This is a genomic window from Brevibacterium sp. JSBI002 (assembly GCF_026013965.1).
Taxonomy (GTDB): domain Bacteria; phylum Actinomycetota; class Actinomycetes; order Actinomycetales; family Brevibacteriaceae; genus Brevibacterium.
The window spans coordinates 1,353,874-1,376,420 of record NZ_CP110341.1 but is presented as its reverse complement, the minus strand read 5'-3'; the positions used below and the strand labels follow the sequence as shown (position 1 = coordinate 1,376,420).

At 64.9% G+C, this 22,547-nt stretch carries 20 protein-coding genes and 1 pseudogene; 9 read left to right on the top strand and 12 right to left on the bottom strand.

Annotated elements, in window-relative coordinates; translation table 11 throughout:
* The first annotated feature begins 64 nt into the window (after positions 1–64).
* From LJ362_RS06160 to LJ362_RS06150, 3 genes are all read left to right on the top strand, one after another.
* A complete protein-coding gene (locus LJ362_RS06160; protein ID WP_264801270.1) occupies positions 65–1,096 on the top strand; it encodes an SGNH/GDSL hydrolase family protein in 1,032 nt (343 codons plus the stop codon).
* Positions 1,093–1,830, top strand: coding sequence for a Maf family protein (locus tag LJ362_RS06155; RefSeq protein ID WP_264801269.1), 738 nt, complete (start codon positions 1,093–1,095; stop codon positions 1,828–1,830). The genes LJ362_RS06160 and LJ362_RS06155 overlap by 4 nt, the downstream gene beginning before the upstream one ends.
* A gap of 123 nt (positions 1,831–1,953) precedes the next feature.
* Complete coding sequence (locus tag LJ362_RS06150) at positions 1,954–3,765, top strand: acetyl/propionyl/methylcrotonyl-CoA carboxylase subunit alpha (protein WP_264801268.1); 1,812 nt, start codon at positions 1,954–1,956, stop codon at positions 3,763–3,765.
* 109 nt (positions 3,766–3,874) lie between these two features.
* On the opposite strand, the gene LJ362_RS06145 is transcribed toward LJ362_RS06150, so the two are convergent.
* Together LJ362_RS06145 and LJ362_RS16890 are read right to left on the bottom strand one after the other, a co-directional pair.
* The gene (locus LJ362_RS06145; RefSeq protein ID WP_264801267.1) at positions 3,875–4,120 is read right to left on the bottom strand and encodes a hypothetical protein; all 246 of its coding nucleotides are present in this window, start codon (positions 4,118–4,120) and stop codon (positions 3,875–3,877) included.
* A gap of 67 nt (positions 4,121–4,187) precedes the next feature.
* Positions 4,188–4,373: pseudogene (locus tag LJ362_RS16890) on the bottom strand (RNA polymerase sigma factor); the annotation flags it as partial.
* On the opposite strand from LJ362_RS16890, the gene LJ362_RS06140 reads away from it, so the two are divergent.
* Positions 4,315–4,593 carry a hypothetical protein gene (locus tag LJ362_RS06140; protein ID WP_264801266.1) on the top strand — a complete coding sequence of 93 codons (279 nt, stop codon included), beginning with the start codon at positions 4,315–4,317 and terminating at the stop codon, positions 4,591–4,593. The pseudogene LJ362_RS16890 and the gene LJ362_RS06140 overlap by 59 nt on opposite strands.
* On the opposite strand, the gene LJ362_RS06135 is transcribed toward LJ362_RS06140, so the two are convergent.
* The 3 genes from LJ362_RS06135 to LJ362_RS06125 form a co-directional block, all read right to left on the bottom strand.
* Positions 4,587–4,844, bottom strand: coding sequence for a YciI family protein (locus LJ362_RS06135; protein ID WP_264801264.1), 258 nt, complete (start codon positions 4,842–4,844; stop codon positions 4,587–4,589). The two genes, LJ362_RS06140 and LJ362_RS06135, sit on opposite strands and share 7 nt — an antisense overlap.
* A gap of 71 nt (positions 4,845–4,915) precedes the next feature.
* Positions 4,916–6,340: an NAD(P)H-quinone dehydrogenase gene (locus LJ362_RS06130; RefSeq protein ID WP_264801262.1), complete on the bottom strand. Its 1,425-nt coding sequence runs from the start codon at positions 6,338–6,340 to the stop codon at positions 4,916–4,918.
* Between the two features lie 114 nt (positions 6,341–6,454).
* Positions 6,455–7,006: a gamma carbonic anhydrase family protein gene (locus LJ362_RS06125; RefSeq protein ID WP_264801261.1), complete on the bottom strand. Its 552-nt coding sequence runs from the start codon at positions 7,004–7,006 to the stop codon at positions 6,455–6,457.
* 283 nt (positions 7,007–7,289) lie between these two features.
* Here LJ362_RS06125 and LJ362_RS06120 point away from each other — a divergent pair, with 283 nt between their 5' ends.
* On the top strand, positions 7,290–7,538 hold the full coding sequence (locus tag LJ362_RS06120; protein ID WP_009374875.1) for a WhiB family transcriptional regulator: 249 nt from the start codon (positions 7,290–7,292) through the stop codon (positions 7,536–7,538).
* Positions 7,539–7,760: 222 nt separating this feature from the next.
* On the opposite strand, the gene LJ362_RS06115 is transcribed toward LJ362_RS06120, so the two are convergent.
* Both LJ362_RS06115 and LJ362_RS06110 read right to left on the bottom strand, forming a co-directional pair.
* Positions 7,761–9,278 (bottom strand): sensor histidine kinase, encoded by a 1,518-nt coding sequence (locus tag LJ362_RS06115; RefSeq protein WP_264801258.1) that lies wholly within the window; start codon positions 9,276–9,278, stop codon positions 7,761–7,763.
* A gap of 200 nt (positions 9,279–9,478) precedes the next feature.
* Complete coding sequence (locus LJ362_RS06110; protein WP_264801257.1) at positions 9,479–14,359, bottom strand: NAD-glutamate dehydrogenase; 4,881 nt, start codon at positions 14,357–14,359, stop codon at positions 9,479–9,481.
* Between the two features lie 141 nt (positions 14,360–14,500).
* On the opposite strand from LJ362_RS06110, the gene LJ362_RS06105 reads away from it, so the two are divergent.
* Positions 14,501–14,965, top strand: a complete 465-nt coding sequence (locus tag LJ362_RS06105; protein ID WP_264801256.1) for a DUF2505 domain-containing protein — start codon at positions 14,501–14,503, stop codon at positions 14,963–14,965.
* A 20-nt stretch (positions 14,966–14,985) separates the two neighbouring features.
* Here LJ362_RS06105 and LJ362_RS06100 read toward each other — a convergent pair whose 3' ends face one another.
* The 3 genes from LJ362_RS06100 to LJ362_RS06090 are packed head-to-tail and all read right to left on the bottom strand — an operon-like array spanning position 14,986 to position 17,397.
* Positions 14,986–15,462: a DUF6912 family protein gene (locus LJ362_RS06100; RefSeq protein WP_264801255.1), complete on the bottom strand. Its 477-nt coding sequence runs from the start codon at positions 15,460–15,462 to the stop codon at positions 14,986–14,988.
* 10 nt (positions 15,463–15,472) lie between these two features.
* Positions 15,473–16,750 (bottom strand): AAA family ATPase, encoded by a 1,278-nt coding sequence (locus tag LJ362_RS06095; RefSeq protein WP_264801788.1) that lies wholly within the window; start codon positions 16,748–16,750, stop codon positions 15,473–15,475.
* Entirely contained in the window at positions 16,750–17,397 is a 648-nt protein-coding gene (locus LJ362_RS06090; protein ID WP_264801254.1) for a flagella basal body P-ring formation protein FlgA, read from the bottom strand. The genes LJ362_RS06095 and LJ362_RS06090 overlap by 1 nt, the downstream gene beginning before the upstream one ends.
* Before the next feature lie 159 nt (positions 17,398–17,556).
* On the opposite strand from LJ362_RS06090, the gene LJ362_RS06085 reads away from it, so the two are divergent.
* Positions 17,557–17,778 (top strand): helix-turn-helix domain-containing protein, encoded by a 222-nt coding sequence (locus LJ362_RS06085; RefSeq protein ID WP_025780784.1) that lies wholly within the window; start codon positions 17,557–17,559, stop codon positions 17,776–17,778.
* A 37-nt stretch (positions 17,779–17,815) separates the two neighbouring features.
* Here the strand turns inward: LJ362_RS06085 and LJ362_RS06080 are convergent, their stop codons facing one another.
* Complete coding sequence (locus LJ362_RS06080; RefSeq protein WP_264801253.1) at positions 17,816–18,331, bottom strand: hypothetical protein; 516 nt, start codon at positions 18,329–18,331, stop codon at positions 17,816–17,818.
* Positions 18,332–18,480: 149 nt separating this feature from the next.
* Here LJ362_RS06080 and LJ362_RS06075 point away from each other — a divergent pair, with 149 nt between their 5' ends.
* Together LJ362_RS06075 and LJ362_RS06070 are read left to right on the top strand one after the other, a co-directional pair.
* Positions 18,481–19,365, top strand: a complete 885-nt coding sequence (locus LJ362_RS06075) for a LysM peptidoglycan-binding domain-containing protein (protein WP_264801252.1) — start codon at positions 18,481–18,483, stop codon at positions 19,363–19,365.
* The gene (locus LJ362_RS06070; RefSeq protein ID WP_264801251.1) at positions 19,362–19,832 is read left to right on the top strand and encodes an Rv3235 family protein; all 471 of its coding nucleotides are present in this window, start codon (positions 19,362–19,364) and stop codon (positions 19,830–19,832) included. The genes LJ362_RS06075 and LJ362_RS06070 overlap by 4 nt, the downstream gene beginning before the upstream one ends.
* Before the next feature lie 18 nt (positions 19,833–19,850).
* Here the strand turns inward: LJ362_RS06070 and secA are convergent, their stop codons facing one another.
* A complete protein-coding gene (gene secA / locus LJ362_RS06065) occupies positions 19,851–22,541 on the bottom strand; it encodes a preprotein translocase subunit SecA (protein WP_264801250.1) in 2,691 nt (896 codons plus the stop codon).
* Between the last annotated feature and the right edge of the window lie 6 nt (positions 22,542–22,547).

Genomic DNA, 22,547 nt, shown 5'->3' with positions numbered 1-22,547 from the left:
GACTCAACAATAGTTGTTGATGCACTGACAAAGGTGCAATGATGACGCCGGAGGAGGGAAATCAGTGGGAAGACGCTTGATCTATACGCTGGCGACCATGGGTGCGACCGTCGTCGGCGCGGGTGCCTCGGCGGCGGGACTGCTCCGCCATCAGGCCGGGTCGCTGCGCCGTTCCTTCGACGACGACAAGAACCGTCGCTACTCCACCTTCACCGAGGCGATCGCCGCCCCACGTGACAATGACGATGACGACTCCGCGGCGCTGGCCATCATCGGCGACTCCTGGCTGTGCGGGGTCGATGTCGACCCGGAGCAGGCACCCCCGACTCTCATCGGGCGGGGCCTGGCCCGGATACTCGGCACCACCGTCCGGGTCCAGACGACCGCCCGCCCCTCGGCGCTGTCGGATGATCTGCATCGGCAGGTGGACGAAGTCCTGCGTTCGCCGTGGCTTTCCCGCCAGCTCTCGGACCACTGGACCGAGGACCGTCGGTTCGCGATCATCTCGATCGGCACCGGCGACATCATCCACCCGATCCAGGCGACCATCGGCGTTCCCGTGCTCAATCAGGCCATCAATCGGCTCCAACGCGAGGGCCGCTACACCGTGTTCGTTCTCGTCTGCCCCAATCTCGGCGGTCTGCCGGGGCTGCGCGATCCGCTCAAAACGTCGCTGCGCCGGACCTCGCGGGTCCTCGCCGGCTCTCAATGGCTGGCCGCCCTGGCCGCGCGTGCGGTCCCGCTGCGATCGACCGGATCGCTGAGCGGAACGACACGCCGGTCTCTGCTCAACGACTCGGGCAGATTCCCCAGCGAACTCGGCTATGCGCAGCTGTCCTCGACCCTGCTGGCCGCAATTGCCGAACGCATCGATGCACCGATCATCGTCGACCGCAGCCTCGACATCCCCGAGAAGGGCGAAACCGCCCGCAGACACGAACTGGTCCCCGGCGCCGAGGCGCAATCTGCTGCCCAGAACGATTCGGATGACGAGACCCAGACCGACTCCGAGGCGCAGCCAGATGCCGAAGAAGCGGCAGTGACAGAAGACGCCGGCACCGAAACGGTCCCGAATCGTTCGGAAGCCGCCTCGTGATCCCCGTAGTCCTCGCCTCCCAGTCTCCTTCACGTCGCCAGATCCTCCGGGACGGCGGAATCGACCCGGTCATCATCGTCTCCGAGGTCGACGAACGTGCCCTCGAGGACGATTTCACCGGCTCCGTCGGCGAACTCACCACAGCATTGTCGGAGGCGAAGGCTCGTGCGGTCATCGACCGGATCATCGCGTCTGCTCCCCCGACACTTCACGGCGCGGACACCGTGGTCGTCATCGCCGGGGACTCCCTGCTCGAATTCGACGGACAGGCCATCGGCAAACCGGGAACGGCCGAACGCACTCGCGACGTGTGGTCGGCGATCGCCGGTCAATGGACACAGCTTCATTCGGGCCATACGGTCGCCGTGCTCACGCGGACACAGCCAGCGAACGTTGCAGCCGGACGAACGGGGGCTGACGGCAGCAGTGACAGCCCCGCCCGTGCCGATCGAACGGACTCGGCACCCTTCGAACTCAGCGCTCTGCGCTCGCAGCGGTCGACCACCTCGGTGCTCATCGGCTCACCCAGCACGGAGGAGCTCGAAGCGTACATCGCCACCGAAGAGCCCTTCCACGTGGCTGGGGCGCTGACAATCGACGGCTATGGTGGGGCCTTCGTCGACCAGCTCGACGGCGACCATCTCACCGTGCTCGGACTCAGCCTGCCCGTCGTACGCGAATTGGTCACCGGCATGGGCCTGTTCTGGCCCGATCTGTGGGCTCTCAAGCGGTAGACTCGACCCTGGTCCGGTGACACGCCCGAGGACATTGAAGTTCTCGTCCCAATTTTTTATCGCTGTCCTACAAACCCTTGGTGCTGTTCTCTAAATTGTTCTGTGATCATACAAAGGAGCACCATGACCACAGTCCTCCCCGACTCCACGACCTCGGCACTGAGCACCACTGTTCCGACCGGGGCCGTCCGCCGAGTCCTCATCGCCAACCGCGGTGAGATCGCTCTGCGCATCATCCGAGCCGCCCACGACCTCGGCATCAAGGCCGTCGCCGTGTACACCCGCGCCGATTCCGATGCCGACTTCGTCGATCTCGCCGACGACGCGTGGCTGCTGGACGGTTCCGGAGCCGGGGAGACGTATCTCGACATCGAGAAGATCCTCGCCTTGGCCAAGCGCTCCGGCGCCGATGCCGTCCACCCCGGTTACGGCTACATGGCCGAGAACGCGCAGTTCGCACAGGCCGTCATCGATGCCGGGCTGATCTGGGTCGGTCCTCCCCCGGCGGCGATCGAACTCCTCGGTGACAAGTCCGGAGCCCGCGCCGTCGCCGAAGCCGTCGAAGCTCCGGTTGCGCCGGGTTCCGACGGCGCCGTAGCCGATCTGGCAGAGGCCGCCGAGGTGGCCGACCGGATCGGGTTCCCCGTCGTCGTCAAGGCCGTCCACGGCGGAGGCGGGCGTGGTTTCCGCGCCTGCGCCGCTGCCGAGGATCTCGAGGCCGCCTATGCTGCAGCGACCCGCGAGGCGCAGAGTGCTTTCGGGCGCGGTGAGTGCCTCATCGAGAAGCAGATCGTGCGCCCCCGTCACCTCGAGACCCAGTGCCTGGCCGATGCCCACGGCAACGTGCGGGTTGTGTCCACGCGTGACTGCACTCTGCAGCGCCGCAACCAGAAGATCATCGAGGAAGCACCTGCTCCGTTCCTCACCGCTGAACAGGAGCGCATCGTCTCCGAAGCCTCGGCACGCCTGCTCGCCCACGTCGGCTACGTCGGCGCCGCGACGTGTGAGTTCCTCCTCGGCGAGGACGGCACGATCATCTTCATGGAAGCCAACGCGCGCATCCAGGTCGAGCACACCGTCACCGAGGAGGTCACCGGGGTCGACCTCGTCGGCTGGCAGGTGCGCATCGCTTCGGGCGAGGCGCTGCCCGACGAATTCCCTGCCGTGCGCGGACATTCCTTCCAGTTCCGCATCAACGCCGAAGACCCCACGACGTTCTTCCCCGCCACCGGCGCGGTGAAGAACTACCGTGCGCCGTCAGGTCCCGGAGTGCGTCTGGATTCCGGCATCGGCGAAGGCAGCGTCGTCGGCACGGACTTCGACCCGATGCTGGCCAAGCTCGTCGTCACCGGCGCCACCCGTGGCGAGGCCCTGGCGCGAGCACGCCGGGCCCTGTCCGAATACCGCATCGAGGGTGTCTCGACGCTGCTGCCGCTGCATCGGGTGCTCGTGAACGAACAGGCCTTCGCGACCGATTTCAAGGTCTGGACCAACTGGCTCGAAACCGCTTTCGTCAATCCGCTTGTCGATCCACAGCTAGGAGAACAGATGAGTACTGCAACCGACAGCTTCAGCGTTGTGGTCGAGGTCGATGGCCGCCGCATGACCGTTTCGGTCCCCAAGGACGTCATCTCGGACCTCGGTCATGTTCCCAGCCCCAACGTGCCGCGGCGCAAGCGCGGGCTGAGCAGCCGCAAGGGTGCGAAGATCGCCGACGACTCGAATGCGCTCAACGCTCCCATGCAGGGCACCATCGTCTCCGTCTCCGTCAACCCCGGTGACACCGTCGAAGCCGGTGACACCCTCGCCGTCATCGAGGCCATGAAGATGGAACAGCCGCTCAAGGCCGGCCACTCCGGCACCGTCTCCGAGGTGCTCGTCGACGCAGGCGCCTCGGTGAAGTCCGGTGAGGCGATCATCCGCTTCGCCGCCTGAGCCGGTCCCGTGCCTGCCTCCGTTCGCTCCGGCCTGAGGTCAGGAGTCACGAGCACAGAAGTCCCTGCCCGGATCACCGTCGAAGATCGGTGATCCGGGCAGTGATGTATTAGGATTCGGCATCGTTGCCGGGACATTCCAGACCCGCGGCATAGGCGTCCTCGGCCTCCGCCGTACGACCGAGTTCGTCGAGGGTGATCGCCCGTGCGATGTGGAAGAGCCTGTAACGCAGCAGCTGCGGATCGTCGGCCAGTTCGTCGAGGGCGCTCATGGCCGCCTCGGGACTCGAGATCTGCCCGAGGACGATCGCGGTGTTGAGAGCGACGACCGGCGACGACTCGAGGTCGGACAGCATCCGATAGAGCACGCAGTCGGGCCAGCCGGATGGCTTCGTGCTGCAGATCGACTCGAGTATGTGCGGGTCCTGCCGTGGCGTTGATGCCCTGAGTGAAGATGAGATACAGGACGCGCAGCACTCCGGGCAACCGGTCACCGAGTTCAGCGGGCGCGGGGCGGCCGAAAGGAATCCCGGTCTTGAGGATCCGCTCCTTGGCACGGACGATCCGCTGCTGCATCGTCGCGGTCTCGATGAGGAACCCGGCGGCCACCTCGGCGGTGGTCAGCCCCGAGAGGAAGCGCAGGGTGAGCACGATGCGTTCGTCCTCGATGCGCAGGCGGGCGAAGTGCCGGGTGCGCACCTCATCGGAGCGGATGAGATCGATGGCGCGGTTCTTCGCCGTGGCCACCAGCGAGCAGCCGCCCGTAGTCCTCCTCGCCGATGGCGCTGAGGACGCGGGCGGCCGCATCGGGGGCGGGGTCCATCAGTAGTCGGCCACGGGACGGATCTCGATGTGTCCGGCCTTGGCTGCGGGGCTCTTCTTCGCCCTGGCGATCGCCTCGTCGATATCGGCGACGTCGATGACGTAGCTGCCGCCGACGAACTCGTTCGATTCGGCGAACGGGCCCGAGGCGACAAGCGATTCGCCGCCGGATCCGCTCACCCGGACCCCGAGTTCAGGTCCTTCGAGGGCGAAGCCGCCGACGACGATCCCCGCCTCGCTGATCGGCCTGCCCACCATGATGACGGTCGAGGAGCGACCGGATCGACAGCTGCGGAATAAAACTTTCCTGCGCTCGTCGGATCGACGGTTCAGAGGTGACGGTGGAGTTTCCGTGCCGCTTCGGTCAGCGAACCGCTCACCGAGGGGTAGACGACGAAGGAGGCGGAGAGCTGATCGACGGTCAGCCGGTTCTCCACTGCCATGGTGATCGGCAGGATGAGCTCACTGGCTCGGGGACCGACGACGACTCCGCCGAGGATGGAGCCGGATCCGCGCCGAGCGAAGATCTTGACGAAGCCGTCCTCGATGCCGAGCATCTTGGCGCGAGGGTTCGTGTCCAACGGCAGCATCACGGTGTCGATGTCCGTCGGGTTCTCCCGGTAGTTCTGCTGAGTGAAGCCGACGGTGGCGATCTCGGGTGCGGTGAACACGTTCGATGCGACATTGCGCAGTTTGAGCGGCTGCACGGCGTCGCCGAGCGCGTGGTTCATGGCGATCCGCCCCTGCATCGCTGCCACCGAGGCCAGCGGCAGCACACCGGTGCAGTCACCGGCCGCGTAGATTCCTGCCCGCGAGGTCCGCGAAACGCCGTCGACGACGATGTGTCCGGACTCGCTGACGCGGACACCGGCCTCCTCCAGCCCGAGACCTTCGGTGTTCGGAATCGAACCGACGGCCATGAGGCAGTGGGATCCTTCGACACGACGACCATCGGCGAGCACCACTTCGACTCCGTCGTCGGTGCGGGTCACCGAGGCGGCGCGGGAGCGGGAGAGGACATTCATGCCCTTGTTGCGGAAGACGAACTCGAGCACATCGGCTGCGTCCTCGTCCTGGCCGGGCAGGACCTTCTCACGCGAGGACACGAGGGTCACCTCGGTGCCCAATGCCCGGTAGGCCGAAGCGAACTCGGCACCGGTGACACCGGAGCCGACGACGATGAGGTGCTCGGGCAGTTCGTCGAGGTCGTACAGCTGAGTCCAGGTGAGGATGCGCTCACCGTCAGGCTGCGCAGTGGGCAGCTCACGCGGGTGGGCGCCGACCGAGAGCAGGATCGTCGAGGCCTCGAGGGTGTACTCGGTGCCGCCGGATTCGACTACATGGACCTGGTCGCGACCGGCCAGTGTCGCTGTGCCCTGGATGACCTTGACACCGGCCCGGATGAGACCTTCGTAGATGTCGTTGGCCTGAGCGTCGGCGAGGGAGAGGATGCGCTTGTTGACAGCTTCGAGGTCGGCGGTGACTCGGCGCGCACCTGCCTCGGTGTCCTCGGAGTTCTCGATCCGGATTCCAAGCCCGTCGGAGCGCTCGATCTCGTCCATCATCTCCGCGGTGGCGATGAGCGACTTCGACGGCACGACGTCGGTGAGCACGGCGGAACCACCGCACCGATTCTGCTCGATGAGCATGACATCGGCACCGAGCTGAGCCGCGACGAGCGCGGCCTCGTAGCCGCCGGGGCCGCCGCCGATGATGACGACGCGATCTGCAGTGGAATCAAATTCAGTGTTCACATACAGATTGTCTCAAATCGCCACGATGCTTGCGAACGGCCCCCTGGGAATCGACCGAATGGTTCCTTTGGGACCGGTTCGGGCCGGTCCGCAATCGGTCCGGCTGCGGTCCGATCAGCTCGGGTCGACCACCTCGGCGGTGTCCCTGTGCAGGGTCGACAGACGCACATAGGACTGGGCGTTCTGCCGGACCTTCTCCACTCCTTCATCGGTCATCTCCCTGCGCACCTTCGCGGGCACACCGGCGACGAGCGACCGTGCGGGGATCTGCGTGCCTTCGAGGACGACGGCGCCCGCGGCGACGAGGGACTCGCTGCCGATATGGGCGTCGTTGAGCACTGTGGAGTGCATTCCGATGAGCACATCATCATCGACGATCGCACCGTGGACGAGCGCTTGGTGGCCGATGGAGACGCGGGCGCCGATGACGACGGGTTTGCCGGCGTCGGTGTGCATGACGGTGTTGTCCTGCACGTTCGAGTCCTCACCAATCGTGATCGGGGCGGCTTCGGCGCGCAGAACACAGCCGTAGAAGACGCTGGCGCCCTTCTTCACGTGCACATCGCCGACGAGAGTGGCACCGGCTGCGACGAACGCCTCCGGATCGATCTGCGGTGTGTGGCCGCCGACGGAGACGATGCGGGGGCTGGCGAGATCGTTGGTCATGAATCCTCCATTGGTTCACAAGATGTCTGTGTGCATTCACCTGCTGTCTGCATGTGCCTGACAGTCTAGGCGGAGACGCTCCGACAGGCCCGAAAAGACGAATCGCGGACCAATTTGCGCGATCGCCCTCATAGCAGGACAATAGGGAAAATTCTTGTCAGAAATTTCACACTGCCGGACCCTTGTGCGCCCAATTGCGTTATGTGAACCTTGACTGTGAGAGTTGCACGCCCGGAATTCGGGCGTAGTCAACCGCGTTCACTGAATTCGTCGAAAGGTCACCATGGATTGGCGACACCGTGCAGCATGCCTCAATGAGGATCCGGAGCTCTTCTTCCCGATCGGCAACACCGGACCCGCGCTGCTCCAGATTGAGGAAGCAAAGACTGTCTGTCGCCGTTGTGAAGTTGCAGAGACCTGCCTTCAGTGGGCCCTCGAATCCGGTCAGGATGCCGGAGTCTGGGGCGGTCTGAGCGAGGACGAGCGTCGCGCGCTCAAGCGTCGCGCCGCTCGTGCCCGCCGCGCCGGCTGAAGCGTCGGCCACCGCGGAGGCGGTCCCCCGGACTGCCGAAGCCTCAATTGAATCACCAAGAGCTCCTGCTCCGAAGACTGAGTCCCTTGTCCCGACGGCGAATGATCGTCGTCGGAACAAGGGACTCAGTCGTGTGTGCGGACGGGCGTCCGGCCGGGCGCCCGTCCGAGTATCGACCGGCGCCGGAACCTGGCAGCTCCGGCTCGGTCCGACGGGCTTCGCTCAGTCGTAGGAGTCCGGGCGCAGCGGAACGTCGAGGACGGCGACCGTTCCGCCGCCTTCGCGCGCCTGCCATTGGATCGAACCGGCCAGGTCGGCAGAGACCAGGGTGCGCACGATCTGCGTGCCCAGGCCATTGCCCGGATTCTGCGTCTCCCCCAAACCGATGCCGTCATCGGCGATCGTCACGCTCAGATGATCGCCGTTGCGCTCCGGGGTGACCCACACATGGCCGTTGAGCGTCTCCCCCGGTTCCAGGCTCTCCAAGTTCTCAGTGGGGAAACCGTGTTCGATCGCGTTCGTGATCAGCTCCGTGATGGCCAACGCCAGGGAGGTGGCATCAGCGGAGGAGATGGTGCCGAAGCTTCCGCACCGTTTGAGTTCGATATGCACCAGGGGGCTGGTCAGCTCGGGCGTCAGACGCAGTCCCTTGTCAACGACTTCGTCGAAGTCCACTTCGGATTCGATGCCCTGACTGAGCACATCGTGGACCACGGCGATGATCGAGACCCGGCGCATCGCCTCGGTCAGCGCACCCTTGGCCTCGGGGCTGTCGATGCGGCGGGTCTGCAGCCGCAGCAGTGCGGACACGGTCTGCAGATTGTTCTTCACCCTGTGGTGCATCTCCTTGATCATCGCGTCGCGGGAGAGCAGCTCACGTTTGCGGCGACGGATTTCGGAGACGTCACGGGCGAGGACGATCGCACCGACCCGCTCGCCCTCGTCCGTCAGCGGAATCGCGCGCAGGGACACACTCGTGCGCCCGACTTCGAGTTCGGTCCGCCACGGGGCACGCCCGGTGAGCACCAGCGGGAGGGTCTCATCGACCTGACGCAGCTCTGCACTGAGGTTCGAGACCACCTCGGAGAGATAGCTGCCTTCGATCTCTCCTCCGTAGCCGAGCCGGTGCATGAGCGATACGGCGTTCGGGGAAGCATACTGCACATGCGAATCGCGGTCGAGGATGAAGATGCCGTCGCCGACTCGCGGTTCGCCGTGCCGCGCCCCGGACGGGGCATCGCGATCGGGGAACGTTCCCTGCACGATCATCCGCATCAGAGCCATCGCCGTTTCCCGGTAGTACTTCTCCAAACGAGACGAACCTCTGCGTCGGACCTCCTCCGAATACCGGACGACGAGCGCGATGGCCTCGCCGTTGCGGATGATCGGCACCGCCTCGGCGAGGATGTCGACATCGGAGGACCCGGCACTGATTCCCATCTCTCGGGCCGCGGCGACGTGAGTGACATAGCTGCGGGTGCTGCTGGCCTGGTCGAGCAGCTCCTTCTCCAGACCGGTCGCACGCGCTCCGATCAGGTCCCGGTTGAACAGTGTCGCTCCGGTTGTCGATCGGGCATGTGCCAGGACCGTGTAGGCGCCGTTGGGCGACGGCACCCACAGCACGAGATCGGCGAAGGAGAGGTCCGCCAACAGCTGCCAGTCCCCGACGAGCAGATGGATGTGTTCGACGTCTGACTCATCCGTGATGCCCTCGGCCGCCAGCAGTTCGTTGAGCACCATACGTTCCTCCAAGGTGAGATCAGCAGACCCGCGTTGTCCGCGGATCTGCTGAAAAGTCGATGTTCAGACGCTATCACTTAAAAGGCCAGGGTTCGGACCCGCCGAGGCGGCTGTGTCCGCACGATCCCAACTGACCGGCCGATCGTAGTCGACCTGCCGATCGCGGCCGACCATGGTGTCGACCGCGACCGGAATCAGCCTCAGCCGTTGTGTTCGCTCTCCCAGGCCGAAGAGCGGACCATCGACCGCAGCGAACGCAGCAGCACCGACAGCGGCGCCTGGGTGACTGAGTCGAGTCCGAGGATCGTCTCCGTCGTCTCCAGCACCCGCCCCACGACGGTCTCATTGCGTTCGAGCCATTCGGACAGGCGCTGCTTCGCCCGTTCGTCCGGGGTTCCGGAGATCGGCGAATCCGTGGCAGCCAGAACCGTTCCGGTCACCGACAGGATCGCGGCGTAGTAGTCGTCACGCATGGATCCGCGGGCCAGCGCCGACCAGCGGTCGCTGCGATCGAGCTCACCGATGAGGGTGAGGATCTGCGAGCCGGAGAAGCGTTCGTTCACGGCGTAGTAGACCTCTGCGACGTCCTCGGCGGATTCGTTCGCCCGAGCGGCCACCTGGGTGATGTCGAGCAGCACGAACTCGTCGAGCAGGGCGGCGGAGCGCCAAGCGAGTTCGCTCGGCACACCTTCGTCGATGTAGCTCTGCGCCTTCGCCTGCATAGTCTCGGCATCGTAGCCGTCGACGAGGTCCGGGACCCTGGAGCGCAGAGCTTCGACGACCTTGCCGTACATCTCGATGCCGGAATCGACGTCGAGGCTGTCCGGCGCCTGCTGCACGAGCCAGCGCGAGGAGCGATCGAGCAGGCGCACATAGTCGTGCTGGAGTTTCACCTGCACCTCGGTCGTCACCCGGTTGTCGAGTGCGCACACGGCCTCGAAGAAGTCATCGAGTCCGAAGATCTCCGAGACCACGACGAACACGCGTGCGATCTGCGGCACCGACGCCGGTGTCTCTTCGAGCATCCGGTAGATGTAGGTCAGTCCGCCGCGGTCGACGAGCCTGTTGACGAGCTTCGCCGTCGCGATCTCCCGGTGCAGCGGGTGTTCGGGGATGAGCTCGCCGTACTTCTCCTGCAGAGCGTCCGGGAAGTAGGACACGAGTTCGCGACGCATCCACGTCTCGTCCGGCACGGTGCTGGCGAGGACCTCATCGGCGGCGTGCATCTTCACATAGGCCAGCAGCACGGCGAGTTCGGGCGACACGTAGTAGCTGAACTCGCGTTTGGCCAGTTCGTCGGCGTTGGGCAGGAATTCGACCGCCCGGTCGAGATCGGCGTTCTTCTCCAGATAGCCCAGCAGCCGACCATAGGTGCCCGACATCGATTCGGTCTGGGCCCGAGCCTCGCCGAGAACGACGTTCTGCGAGTAGTTGTTCGCCAGCACCCGGTCGGCGACCTGGTCAGTGAACGAGTGCAGAACCGCCTCCCGCTCTTCCGCGGCGAATGCTCCCTTGTGCAAGAGCGTGCGCAGGAGCAGCTTGATGTTGACCTCGTGGTCGGAGCTGTCGACGCCGGCCGAGTTGTCGACGGCGTCAGTGTTGACCTCGACTCCGCCCAGAGCGGCCTCGACACGTCCCAGCTGTGTCACACCGAGGTTGCCGCCCTCACCGATCACTCGAGCCCGCACATCGGCGCCGTCGATGCGGATGGCATCGTTGGACTTATCGCCGACATCGGCGTGGCTCTCGCTCGAGGCCTTGATGTAAGTGCCGATACCGCCGTTGTAGACAAGGTCGACCGGTGCCTTGAGGATCTCCGACATGAGGTCGGCGGGGCTGCGCTTTCCGGGTTCGACTCCGAGCACCGAGGCGGCTTCGGGGCTGAGGTCGATCGACTTCGCCGACCGGGAGAAGACTCCGCCGCCCGAGGAGATGAGGTCCCGGTCGTAGTCCTGCCAGCTCGAGCGCGGCAGGTCGAAAAGCCGTTGGCGTTCGACGAAGCTGCGAGCGGCATCGGGGTTCGGATCGAGGAAGATGTCCCGGTGGTCGAAGGCCGCGACGAGGCGGATATGCTCGCTGCGCAGCATGCCGTTGCCGAAGACGTCGCCGCTCATATCGCCGATGCCCACGACAGTGAAGTCCTCGGCTGCGGTGTTGAGTCCGAGTTCGCGGAAGTGGCGTTCGACGGATTTCCACGCGCCCCGAGAGGTGATGGCCATCGCCTTGTGGTCGTAGCCGACCGATCCGCCGGATGCGAACGCGTCGCCGAGCCAGAATCCTCTGCGTTCGGCGATCGCGTTGGCCACATCAGAGAACCGTGCCGTGCCCTTGTCGGCTGCGACGACGAGATAGTAGTCATCTCCATCGTGGCGGACCACACGGTCGGGGTGGACGACGACGCTGGAGTCGTCGCTGCCATAGGTGAGGTTGTCCGCAACTTCGAGCATGCTTTCGATGAATACCTCGTAGGCGGCCTGACCGGCGGCCATCCAGGCGTCCCGATCGCTCATCGGCGGCAGCTGCTTCGGGAAGAAGCCGCCCTTTGCCCCGGTGGGCACGATGAGCGCGTTCTTGACCATCTGCGCCTTGACGAGGCCGAGGACCTCGGTGCGGAAGTCATCGCGACGATCCGACCAGCGCAGCCCTCCGCGAGCGACGGTGCCGAAGCGCAGGTGCACGCCTTCGACCTGCGGGGAATACACCCACATCTCGAGAGCCGGCTTCGGCTTCGGCACGAAGCTGAGCTCGTCGGGTCGTATCTTGAGCACCAGGGCCGTGGGCAGGGCACCGGATTCGTCGATGTAGTAGTTCGTGCGCAGGGTCGCCCGCAGCAGTTCCAGCGAGGAGCGCAGCACACGGTCGGCGTCGAGGCTGGCCACTTCGCTGAGGGCGGTTTCGATCGCGTCGTCGATCTCGGTCATCGTCGCTTCGCGTCCGGCGTCGTCGACGTCTGGATCGAACTTGGCGGAGAAGTAGTCGACGAGCAGCTTCGAGATCTGCGGGTTGTCGCTGTAGACCTCACCGACATAGGCGTCGGAATAGGTGAAGCCCGCCTGGCGCAGGTATTTGCCCAGTGCGCGGATGATCGTCACATGCTGCCAGGAGAGTCCGGCGACGACGAGGCGGTCGAAGACCCCCGCTTCCTTCTTGCCGTCCCAGCCGGCCATGAAGGCCTCGGCGATGCGGTCGTAGTCGTCATCGGCCAGCTCTTCGGAGAAGCTGAGTCCGAAGTCGTAGATGTACCGATGCGTTCCGTCGGCGAGGTCGAGTTCGTGGGGACGTTCGTCGACCACATCGGCACCGAAGGCCGTGAGGAAGGGCAGGACCTCGGACAGGCTGACCCGGTCATGACGGTAGAGGACGAGGCGGACGGAGGCGTCGGCGCTCTGTTCGGGACGGTAGAGGCGCACCGCCCGACCCTGACCGGCGTCGAGGGCTTCGAACCGACCGACGTCGGCGACCGCCTCGGCGGGGGTGTGATGCTCGCCGTAGCTGGGAGGGAACGCCTTCGACCACAGGTCGGCCCGGGCATGCGAGGCGCCGGAGTCGCCGGTCTCGGCAGGGACGAGGAACGCGTGGACGTCTTCGGACCAGGAGCGAACGGCGCCGACGATGCGGGCCTCGACCTCGTCGGCGCTGATCCGCGGCAGTTCGCAGTCACGGGCGACGCGGGCCACGAAGTGGATGCGGGCCAGCGCAGATTCGCTCAGCAGCACATCGAAGTCGACGCTGTCGGCGTTGTAGAAATTGCGCAGCACTTCCTGAACGCGCACTCGAGCGTCGGTGTTGTAGAGGTCGCGCGGGAGGTAGAGGATGACGGAGACGAAGCGCTGATACGGGTCGGTGCGGACGAACACGCGGGACTCACGGCGCTCCTGCATGTCGACGATCTCCATGACGACGTCATAGATCTCCTCGGTGTCTTCGTGGAGCAGGTCCTCGCGGGGATAGTTCTCGAGGACGCCGAGGAGTTCGTTGGCCGAGTGGGATCCGGTGGGGAATCCGCTGGCCGAGAGGATCTTCGCGACCTTCCTGTCGATGACCGGGATGTTGAGGACACTGTCGTTGTAGAACTCTGGTTTGAACACTCCGACGAAGCGCCGCTCGCCGACGATCTCACCGTCGGCGTCGAAGGTCTTCACGCCGATGTAGTCCATGAACGAGGATCGGATGACGCGGGAGCGGGAGTTCGCCTTCGTCAGCACCAGCACATGCGGTTCGAGCGCTTTGTCGGCGACCGCCCGGCTGAGCGGTGACTTCACGAGAGGGCGCAGGGCCGAGATGCCCATCGAGGTGTCCTCGATCGGTTCGAGGCTGCTGTGTTCGGCGTCGTGGGTGTAGTCGTATTCGCGGTAGCCGAGGAAGGTGAAGTGTCCGTCGAGCCAGGTCAGCAGGGCGGCGGCGGATTCGGCTTCGGAGGCCAGTTCCGGGCGCGGCGCGTGTGCGCTCAGCTCGGCGGCGATGTCTTTGGCCTTCGCGGCCATCGCCTGGGCGTCGCGCGCTGCCGCGGCCACATAGTCGAGGACTCCGCGCAGGCGCTCTTCGAGTGCATCGAAGTCGCTTTCGGAGATGCGGTCGATCTCGAGACGGATCCAGGACTGCTGCTGTGGGGCGCCGTCTTCGCTGTCAGCGGGAGCTTCGGAGACCGTCGGAATGCTCGCCGTGTCCGCACTGAGTGCGGGGGCTTCTGCCGGAGAGAGGATCTTCTCGTCCGGGCCGTTGCCGGTGACCGTGATGATCGGATGGTGAACGCGTCGGATCGCCCTGCCGTTGGCAGCGAGGTCGCTGACGATCGAGGATACGAGATGGGGCATATCGGCGAGCACGATGGCGATGACCGTGTGGTTGTCGCTGAATTCCGGCGAGTCGACGCTCGGGTTGTAGATCGCGATCGCCGGACGCTCACCGTCGTATTCGGTGCCGAGCGCGAAGTGACGGGCCGCCGCAGCCGCGTAGGCCTCAGGATCGGTCGCCCCTGTTTCGAACCGCGGATAATACGCATCGAGGAAGTTGTCGGGAGCCGATTGCCCCCGCTGCTTTCTCCACTCTTCTGCAACGTTCGAAATTGAGACCTGAGTCACTGCTTCACCTCTATGATCAACGAGCATTCGTCACGCGATTCGACGTCGAATCGTCATTCCCCACACTATGCCCAAATATCGAGAAAGGCACGCCGAGCGGCCTACGGTGAAGTAGCGTTCATTCGCTGGCAGACTGGAGCTATGCGATCTCTGACTCTCAATCATGACTATTCGGTTGATCTGTCGACATTCCTGGCCAAACTCGCCGACCCCGACGTGTGGGAGAAGCTCGGCTCCGACGCCAGTGCCGAATACATCGACCCCGACACGGAGATGACCGTGCGGACCCCGATGCCCAAGGCCGAGCTTCCGGCGGCTCTGGCCTCTCGGCTTCCCGACAACACCGTGCTGGTCGAGGTGTACATGATTCCCGGGGATGTCCTCGGTGACGAGGCAGAGATCCGCATGTCTGCACGCGCCGCAGGCGTCCCGGTCGAGATCGATGCGGTCCTCGAGCTGCGCGAGGTCGAGTCAGTGACGAAGTTGGCCGCTCATGCCGAGATCAGCTCGTCGATCCCGATGTTCGGCGCGATGATCGAACAGGCTGTGGTCCCGATCCTGGAGAAGCGCCTGAGCGACCGGCTGCGCCGCTTCGAATCCGCCTGAAACCGACGGCCGGCGACGATTCAGGCCTGGTCGCCGAGCAGCTGCTCCAGTTCGGAAGAGTCGTACCACAGCAGATCGGAAGCGCCGAGGTGGTCCTCTGCTGCGCTGGAGCCCGCGTCCTCGGCCAGCTGCACCGCCTCATCCCACACGACGTCTTCGTCAAGATGAAAGCTCGCAACCCGGGCCATTTCGACAACGGCAAGGGTGATGAGCTCGAAGCCCTCGGTCAGCGGCGCGGCCGGGCTGGACTCTGGGGCGTCATAGGCCACGATGGCACGCCGCTCGGGAGCCGCCTCGGCGCCGGTCTCGGTTTCAGCGGGAGCGAACACCGCGTTCGCGGCCAGGGCCGCGGCGATGCACATGGCGTCGAATTCAGCGGATTCGAACTCCTCACCGCGCAGGCTGCGCCCCTGAGCGTCGGGGGCGACGGCGCGGACGTCGGTCAGCGTCGAACGCAGCGCGGTCAGGGTGGTGGGAATGTAGCAGCGAATGGCCATGCCCCTCATCCTAGTCCTGTGGTCCGCTCCCCTGGCCCACCCTGACTTTCTGTGGGCGTCCGCGGCGACCGTAGCCGCGACGGTCACGGCCTCCGACGGATCTGCGGGACCGGCGGCGGCCCGGCAGGAGCTCGTCGATCATCGCTGCAAGGTCTCCGACGAGGACGGACCGGGGATTCTGCTCGTGCAGGGTGCGGCCGGCGAGCATCGCGGCATCGGCCGTGGGCCGGTCATCTCTGAGAATGAAGTCCGGAGTGACCCGCACGAATCGGTCGAGGACTTCCCTGATCCGCTCCTCAGCGGGATGGCCGACCGCGCTCGAGCGCACCTTCGTGATCACCAGCCGCATCTTCTCGCGCACCGCCTCGGCCCGTGGCGTGCCGAGGAGTTTGACCAGGCGCTGCAGGCCGATCGGCTCCCCCGCCGCGAGGACGAGCACGATATCGGCAGCCTCGAGCGCGGCACGAGTGGCGCAGTGGCGGTCGTAGAAGGGGTCGGCGAGGTCGTCATCGGGATCGATGCGGTCGCTGACGTCGACGATGACGACGTCGTAGACCTTGGCCAGACGTTTGAGCACAGCTTCGAGGACGGAAGCGCGGATCTCCGGCCACCGCTCGGGCCGAGTCAGCCCGGTCACCGCATGGAAGCTCTCACGGATCGATGCATGCGGCACCGCATGCGCGCCGAGGCGCCCCACCGGGTCCGACTGCGACCGGCAGAGACTGGCCAGATGCGAGGATTCCTCTGTCAGCCCGAGGGTCGACGCGACCATGCCGGAGACCGTGTCAGCGTCGACGACGACGCTGCGCTTGCCCTGACGGGAGGCCTGATCAGCGAGGTTGACGGCAGTGAGAGTGCGTCCGGGCGACGAACCGGTCCCCCAGACCGTGATGATCACTCCCGCTCCTCCAACCTGCCCGGGCGGCGTCATCGGGCGCGGCGGGACCACGGTGGAGGCGCGGAGGTCGTCGATCGCCGCGGCCATCGTCGTCGCGTCGGAGTCCGTTGCGACGACAGCGCTGATGCCGACTGCTCCAAGGGCGTGAGCGTCGTCCCCGAAGCCGAGCACCTTTGCCCCCGAAGCCGTGATCGCGGCAACCGCCTCCGCGTCGAGGCCGGGAAAGTAGCGCCCGATGATGACGACATCGGCTCCGCCGGTGCGGCAGTGCGCCAGCAGCTCCACTTCGTCTGCGGGGCGGGCGACGATCGTGACGTCGTCGATCTCGCTGAGCAGCTCGAAGAGGATGAGGTCGTATTCGAAGTCGACCGCCAGCAGGACCTGTGTCATCACTGCTCGCCCTCATCGGCGGGAACGGACGGGGCACCGACCACGGAGAGCACGCTGCGTCCGTCGAGGGCGGCAAGCACGCCGGGCAGGTCCACCGAGCCAACGAACACTTCGATACGGGCGCCGTCACCTGCCCCGAAGCTGCCGACGTCTCGATTGATGTGAGCGACCGGGGCCGAATCGACGATCTGCTCCGGCGGTGTACCGTCATCGTCGAGTCCGTTCTGCTCCGGCTGCGCCCAGACGTCGACGAGACTGCCCGAGTCGACGACGCTCGGGACCGAGCCGGCGATATCGATGGCCACGACCCGCCCCTCGAGTTCGGACACAGGCGCCACCGCTGAGGCGGCCAGCAGCTCCCCCGCCGCCACGACGCTGCGCACGCTCGTATTCGTCGGCAGCGCAGAATCGGCAGAGAGATACTTCTTGCCGAGATCGGCGAGATTGACCTCGGCGACGGTGAGGTCGGCCGGTTCGAGGATCTCACCGGGGACGAGTGCGCGTGCGCTCGCCCAGACCCGGGTGGTCGAGTTCGCCGAGGTGACGAGCAGGTAGGTTCCGACGACCGCGAGGACGACGAGCATCGCCCCGACGAGGAGGCGCGCATCGGTCCAGCGGGGGCGTCGGATTCTTTTCGAGAGCTCCATTGCATCTCCAGATTCGCGGAAGTTTCACTGACAGAAACTGCTTCTCAGTGATAATATTGGGCATCAAATGATGCCAAAGCAAGGTTTTTGGCCAAATGCACCAACAAGCAGATGGACATCTGGTGGCAGATGGACATTTGGAATGGGAGAAGACACCTCATGGCCGTCGAAAGTCGCTTCCTGCCGCTGACCGATGTGGCCGAGTTGCTCAATGTCTCGATCGCACAGGCTCGGGCCCTGGTCCGCTCCGGCGATCTCCGCGCCATCAAAGTCGGAGGGCGCGGCCAGTGGCGGGTCGAGAAGTCCGAGATCGAAGCGTATATCCAGCGCATGTACGAGCGCACCGAGTACCAGATCAAGACCGGTTCCATCGAGGACTGACCCACGCGCTTCGGCTCTGATCTCCATCATGGACGAGTCATCCGAAGGGATTCGTCCGGGCGTGGACGGCGTTGATCACCGCGAAGGGAATGATCCTGCCGGCGATCTCGACATAGTCGGAAGCAACGAGTGCGCATCGCCCCCGAATGTTGCCCGCACGGTCGGCGACATCGATCGACACCTCTTCATAGGCGGCTGACCAGCGGCGCAGCGCCGATCCCAGACCCAACCCCTCGAGCCCTCCGGCGTCGAACCGATGCACTCTCGTGGTCGGTCTGAATCCGCGGACAGCCCTGATCGCAATGACGGAGACTTCGACTCCTGCGAGGACGATGATGTCCCGCCCGAGGAAGCACGCCGTCCCCGTGATATCCCGATCCGGCATCGTCACCTGCACCGTCGATCCCAGCGTCCCGCGCATCCGTTCGAGCAGAGTCCTTTCGGCTGCCTGACCGGCCACCTCGTCACCGAATTCGCCTCTCCTGACATGCGCCTGCGCCGCCGTGTCGGCGGCTTCGATATCCGCCAGGAGTGCATCGATGCGATCGTCCATAATCGCCAAGCCTGCCCCAGCTGTAGTCCACTTTCAAGACTTGAAATGAAGACTCACCGAACTACAGTCATGTAGTTAGAGCTGATCGATTGACATCAAATAACATCTAACGGCATCATTATGTTCAATATCCAATGGAGGATGTCTAGATGTATCTCTTGATCGCATGTGCGAGTTCGTGGCTGGTTCTGCTCGGTTCGTTCGCCGCTGCGTGGGAGCGGCTTCCTCAGCCGTGGACGACCAGCGACGTCGTCGTCATCGTCATCATCGGCACCGGATCGCTCCTGTTCGCACGGATCGGACTCATCTCTCTTCTGGCCCTGCTGCTGCAGGTCCTACCCACCGGCCGTTTCCGTTCGGCGCTTGCCGGATTGGTCGCCAAGGCAATGCCCCGGATACTCGCGTCGAGTGTTCTTGCCATCGTCTCTGCCGGCCTCGTGGTCCACTCCGCTCAAGCGGCACCGCTCGCTGGTCCCGGCCCTGACCCCACATCGTCCGCACAGGCTCCTTCCGTCGCTGCACCATCTGCGCATACTCCGTCCGCCCCTGCCGATCCCGGCTGGCCGACGATCGACGATGATCAGCGCTCTGCGGACTCCTCCGACGATGCGGGACGGTCTCAGGATAAGCAGCCGCCAGGCGGTTCCAAGCCGCGTGAGGAATCCGAACCACCCGACCGAGTCCGCCCGCCCGATCCCGGTTGGCCCACAGAACCGCCCGCAGACGGAGCGCCTTCAGCACCACCGACCGACCCGCCGTCGGACGGGCCGACGGAGGGGTCAGGCGAATCCGACCACAGCAGGGAGCCGAGTGAGCCAGGCGACAGTGACGATGCCGCCGAGCCTGCGGATCCTGGAACCGCCATACATGTTGTGACTCAAGGCGAGAGCCTGTGGTCGATCGCTGCCGATCTGGCCGAGAACCCAGAAGAGATCCCCCAGCTCGTCGCGCACGTCTATTCTACCAACGAGGACACCATCGGACCCGATCCGAGCCTCATCATCGCTGGTCAGAGATTGGAGATCCAAAAATGAACGCCCCACTCACCCTTACTCGGCCGCAGGCGTCGGCACCGCCTCGGCGAGAGGTCGCACCGTCGTCCACGGCATCGCCCACTCGCCGGGTCAGCGGGCAGGTTCGGGGCCAGGGCATCGCGGACGACCGGGCGCGGATCGCGGCCACGGCCACCTCGTTGGCGGTAGCCTGCCTCGAAGTCCTCTCCGGCGTCAGACGCAGCGAGACGATCGCCCGATGGGTCCAACCGGAGCTGCTGGCGAAGATCGACCACCGCTGTCAGCTGCGCGCCGAGGTGGCACCCCACAGGGCGACCGCTCCCGGTACCCGCACGGTACGGCCGGGAACGGCACACGTCTGTCAGATCAGTCCCGAGATCGCCGAGGTCACGGTCATCGTCGCCGCCGCCAATCGCGTCCGGGCGGTGGCAGTCCGCTTGGAACTGCTCACCACCCGATGGACGCTGACTGCGCTGCAGACGATGTGAGCCTCTGTGGGCTCGATGTCAGCTCTTGGCCTTCTTCTTCGCGCGACGCTCGGCGCGATTGGCCGGAGCCGGATCGTCTTCGTCCTCGGATTCGGAAACCGAAGCGGAACCGCCCTCGGACGGCGCCGACAGCTGCATCTTGGGAGTCTTGTGACGCAGCTCCTCAGCGTCGACCTCGACCTCGGGTTCGTCCCCATCGGAGCCGGCCGATGAGGTCACCTGTACCTGCAGAGTGTTGGTCAGGCGGACGACGTCCTCCTTGATCCCGTCCTGCATGGTGGTGAACATCTCGAAGCCCTCGCGTTGGTATTCCACCAGCGGATCGCGCTGGGCCATCGCCCGCAGTCCGATGCCGTTCTTGAGGTAGTCCATCTCGTAGAGGTGCTCACGCCAGCGCTTGTCGATGACAGAGAGCACCACACGGCGTTCGAGTTCGCGGGTGGCGTCCTCTCCGAGTTCCTCTTCGCGCTGTGAGTAGAACAGTGCGATGTCGGACTGGATCTCCTGGTTGAGGCGGTTCTTCGTCAGGTTGCCGAGGCCACCGAGTTCCTCGGCGAGGTCCTCGGGAGTGATCGACGGTGAGTAGATCTTGCCGAGAGCCTCGAAGAGCTCGTCGACCTGCCACTCCTCGACCGGTCCCGTCGTCGCCTGGGCGACATAGGCATCGATGACCTCTTCGCGGAAGTTCGCGACCTGATCTTCGAGGTCGGCGCCGTCGAGCACTCGGCGGCGCTCATCGTAGATCACGGTGCGCTGACGGTTGAGCACATCGTCGTATTTGAGCACGTTCTTGCGCTGCTCGGCATTGCGCTGCTCGATCTGCGACTGGGCCGAGAGGATGGCACGAGAGACCATCTTCGATTCCAGCGGCACATCATCGGGCACGTTCGCTGTGGCCATGATCCGTTCGGCGGCCCCCGAGCCGAAGAGCCGCATTAGGTCATCTGTCAGGGACAGGTAGAACCGGGATTCGCCGGGGTCACCCTGGCGGCCGGAACGTCCGCGCAGCTGATTGTCGATGCGGCGGGATTCGTGGCGTTCGGTGCCGAGCACATAGAGTCCTCCGAGCTCGACGACCTCTTCTGCCTCTTCCTTGACCTTGTCCTCGGCGGCCTTGAGCACCTCCGGCCATTCGGACTCGTACTGGTCCTCGTTCTCGGCGGGATCGAGACCTCGACGTTCCATTTCCGCGACGGCGAGGAACTCGGCGTTTCCGCCGAGCATGATGTCGGTACCGCGTCCGGCCATGTTCGTGGCCACCGTGACGGCGTTCTTGCGTCCGGCCATCGCCACGATCGAGGCCTCACGAGCGTGGTTCTTCGCGTTGAGGACCTCATGCTTGACGCCGCGTTTGGCCAGATGCTTCGAGAGGTATTCGCTCTTCTCGACGCTCGTCGTGCCGACGAGGACGGGCTGTCCGGTCTCGTGGCGTTCGACGATGTCGTCGACGACGGCGTCGAACTTCGCGACCTCGTTCTTGTAGACGAAGTCGGACTGGTCGACGCGCTGCATCGGCTTGTTCGTCGGAATCGGAACGACACCGAGCTTGTAGGTCGACATGAATTCCGCGGCTTCGGTCTCAGCCGTACCGGTCATTCCCGAGAGCTTTTCATAGAGGCGGAAGAAGTTCTGCAAGGTGATCGTCGCCAGGGTCTGGTTCTCTGCCTGGACCTTCACCCCTTCCTTGGCCTCGATGGCCTGGTGCAGCCCCTCGTTGTAGCGGCGGCCCTTGAGCACACGGCCCGTGTGCTCGTCGACGATGAGGACTTCGCCGTCGAGGACGACGTAGTCCTTGTCCTTCTTGAACAGCTCCTTGGCGCGGATGGCGTTGTTGAGGAAGCTGATGAGCGGGGTGTTCTCCGCATCGTAGAGGTTGCCGATGCCCAGGTAGTCCTCGACGCGTTCGATTCCGGGTTCGAGGACGCCGACGGTGCGCTTCTTCTCATCTACTTCGTAGTCGCGATCGGTCTTCAGGCGCTTGACGACCTTGGCGAATTCGCCGTACCAGCGGTTCGCATCGCCTTCGGCAGGACCGGAGATGATGAGCGGGGTGCGGGCCTCGTCGATGAGGATCGAGTCGACCTCGTCGACGATGGCGAAGGCATGGCCGCGCTGGACGAGCTCGTCCGCCGACCAGGCCATGTTGTCGCGCAGGTAGTCGAAGCCGAACTCGTTGTTCGTGCCGTAGGTGATGTCTGCGGCGTACTGTTTGCGGCGCAGGTCCGAGGGCATATTCGCCTGGATACAGCCGGTCTCCATACCGAGGAAGCGGAATACGCGGCCCATCAGTTCGGACTGGTAGGTGGCCAGGTAGTCGTTGACCGTGATGATGTGGACCGGATCGCCGGTGAGCGCGTTGAGGTAGGCCGGGGCCGTGGCGACGAGGGTCTTGCCCTCACCGGTCTTCATCTCGGCGATGTTGCCCAGGTGCAGAGCGGCGCCGCCCATGAGCTGGACGTCGAAGTGCCGCAGACCCAGGGTCCGGCTCGATGCCTCGCGAACGGTGGCGAAGGCTTCGGGAAGCAGGGAGTCGAGGCTCTCGCCGTCCTTGTAGCGCTCCTTGAACCGGCCGGTTTCCTCCCGCAGTTCGGTGTCCGTCATCTCGCTGAACTCATCGGACAGCTGATTGATGGCATCCGTGTATCGGCGGAGCTTCTTCAGAGTTCTGCCTTCACCTGTGCGCAGAAGCTTCTCGAGGAAATTAGCCACTTTTCT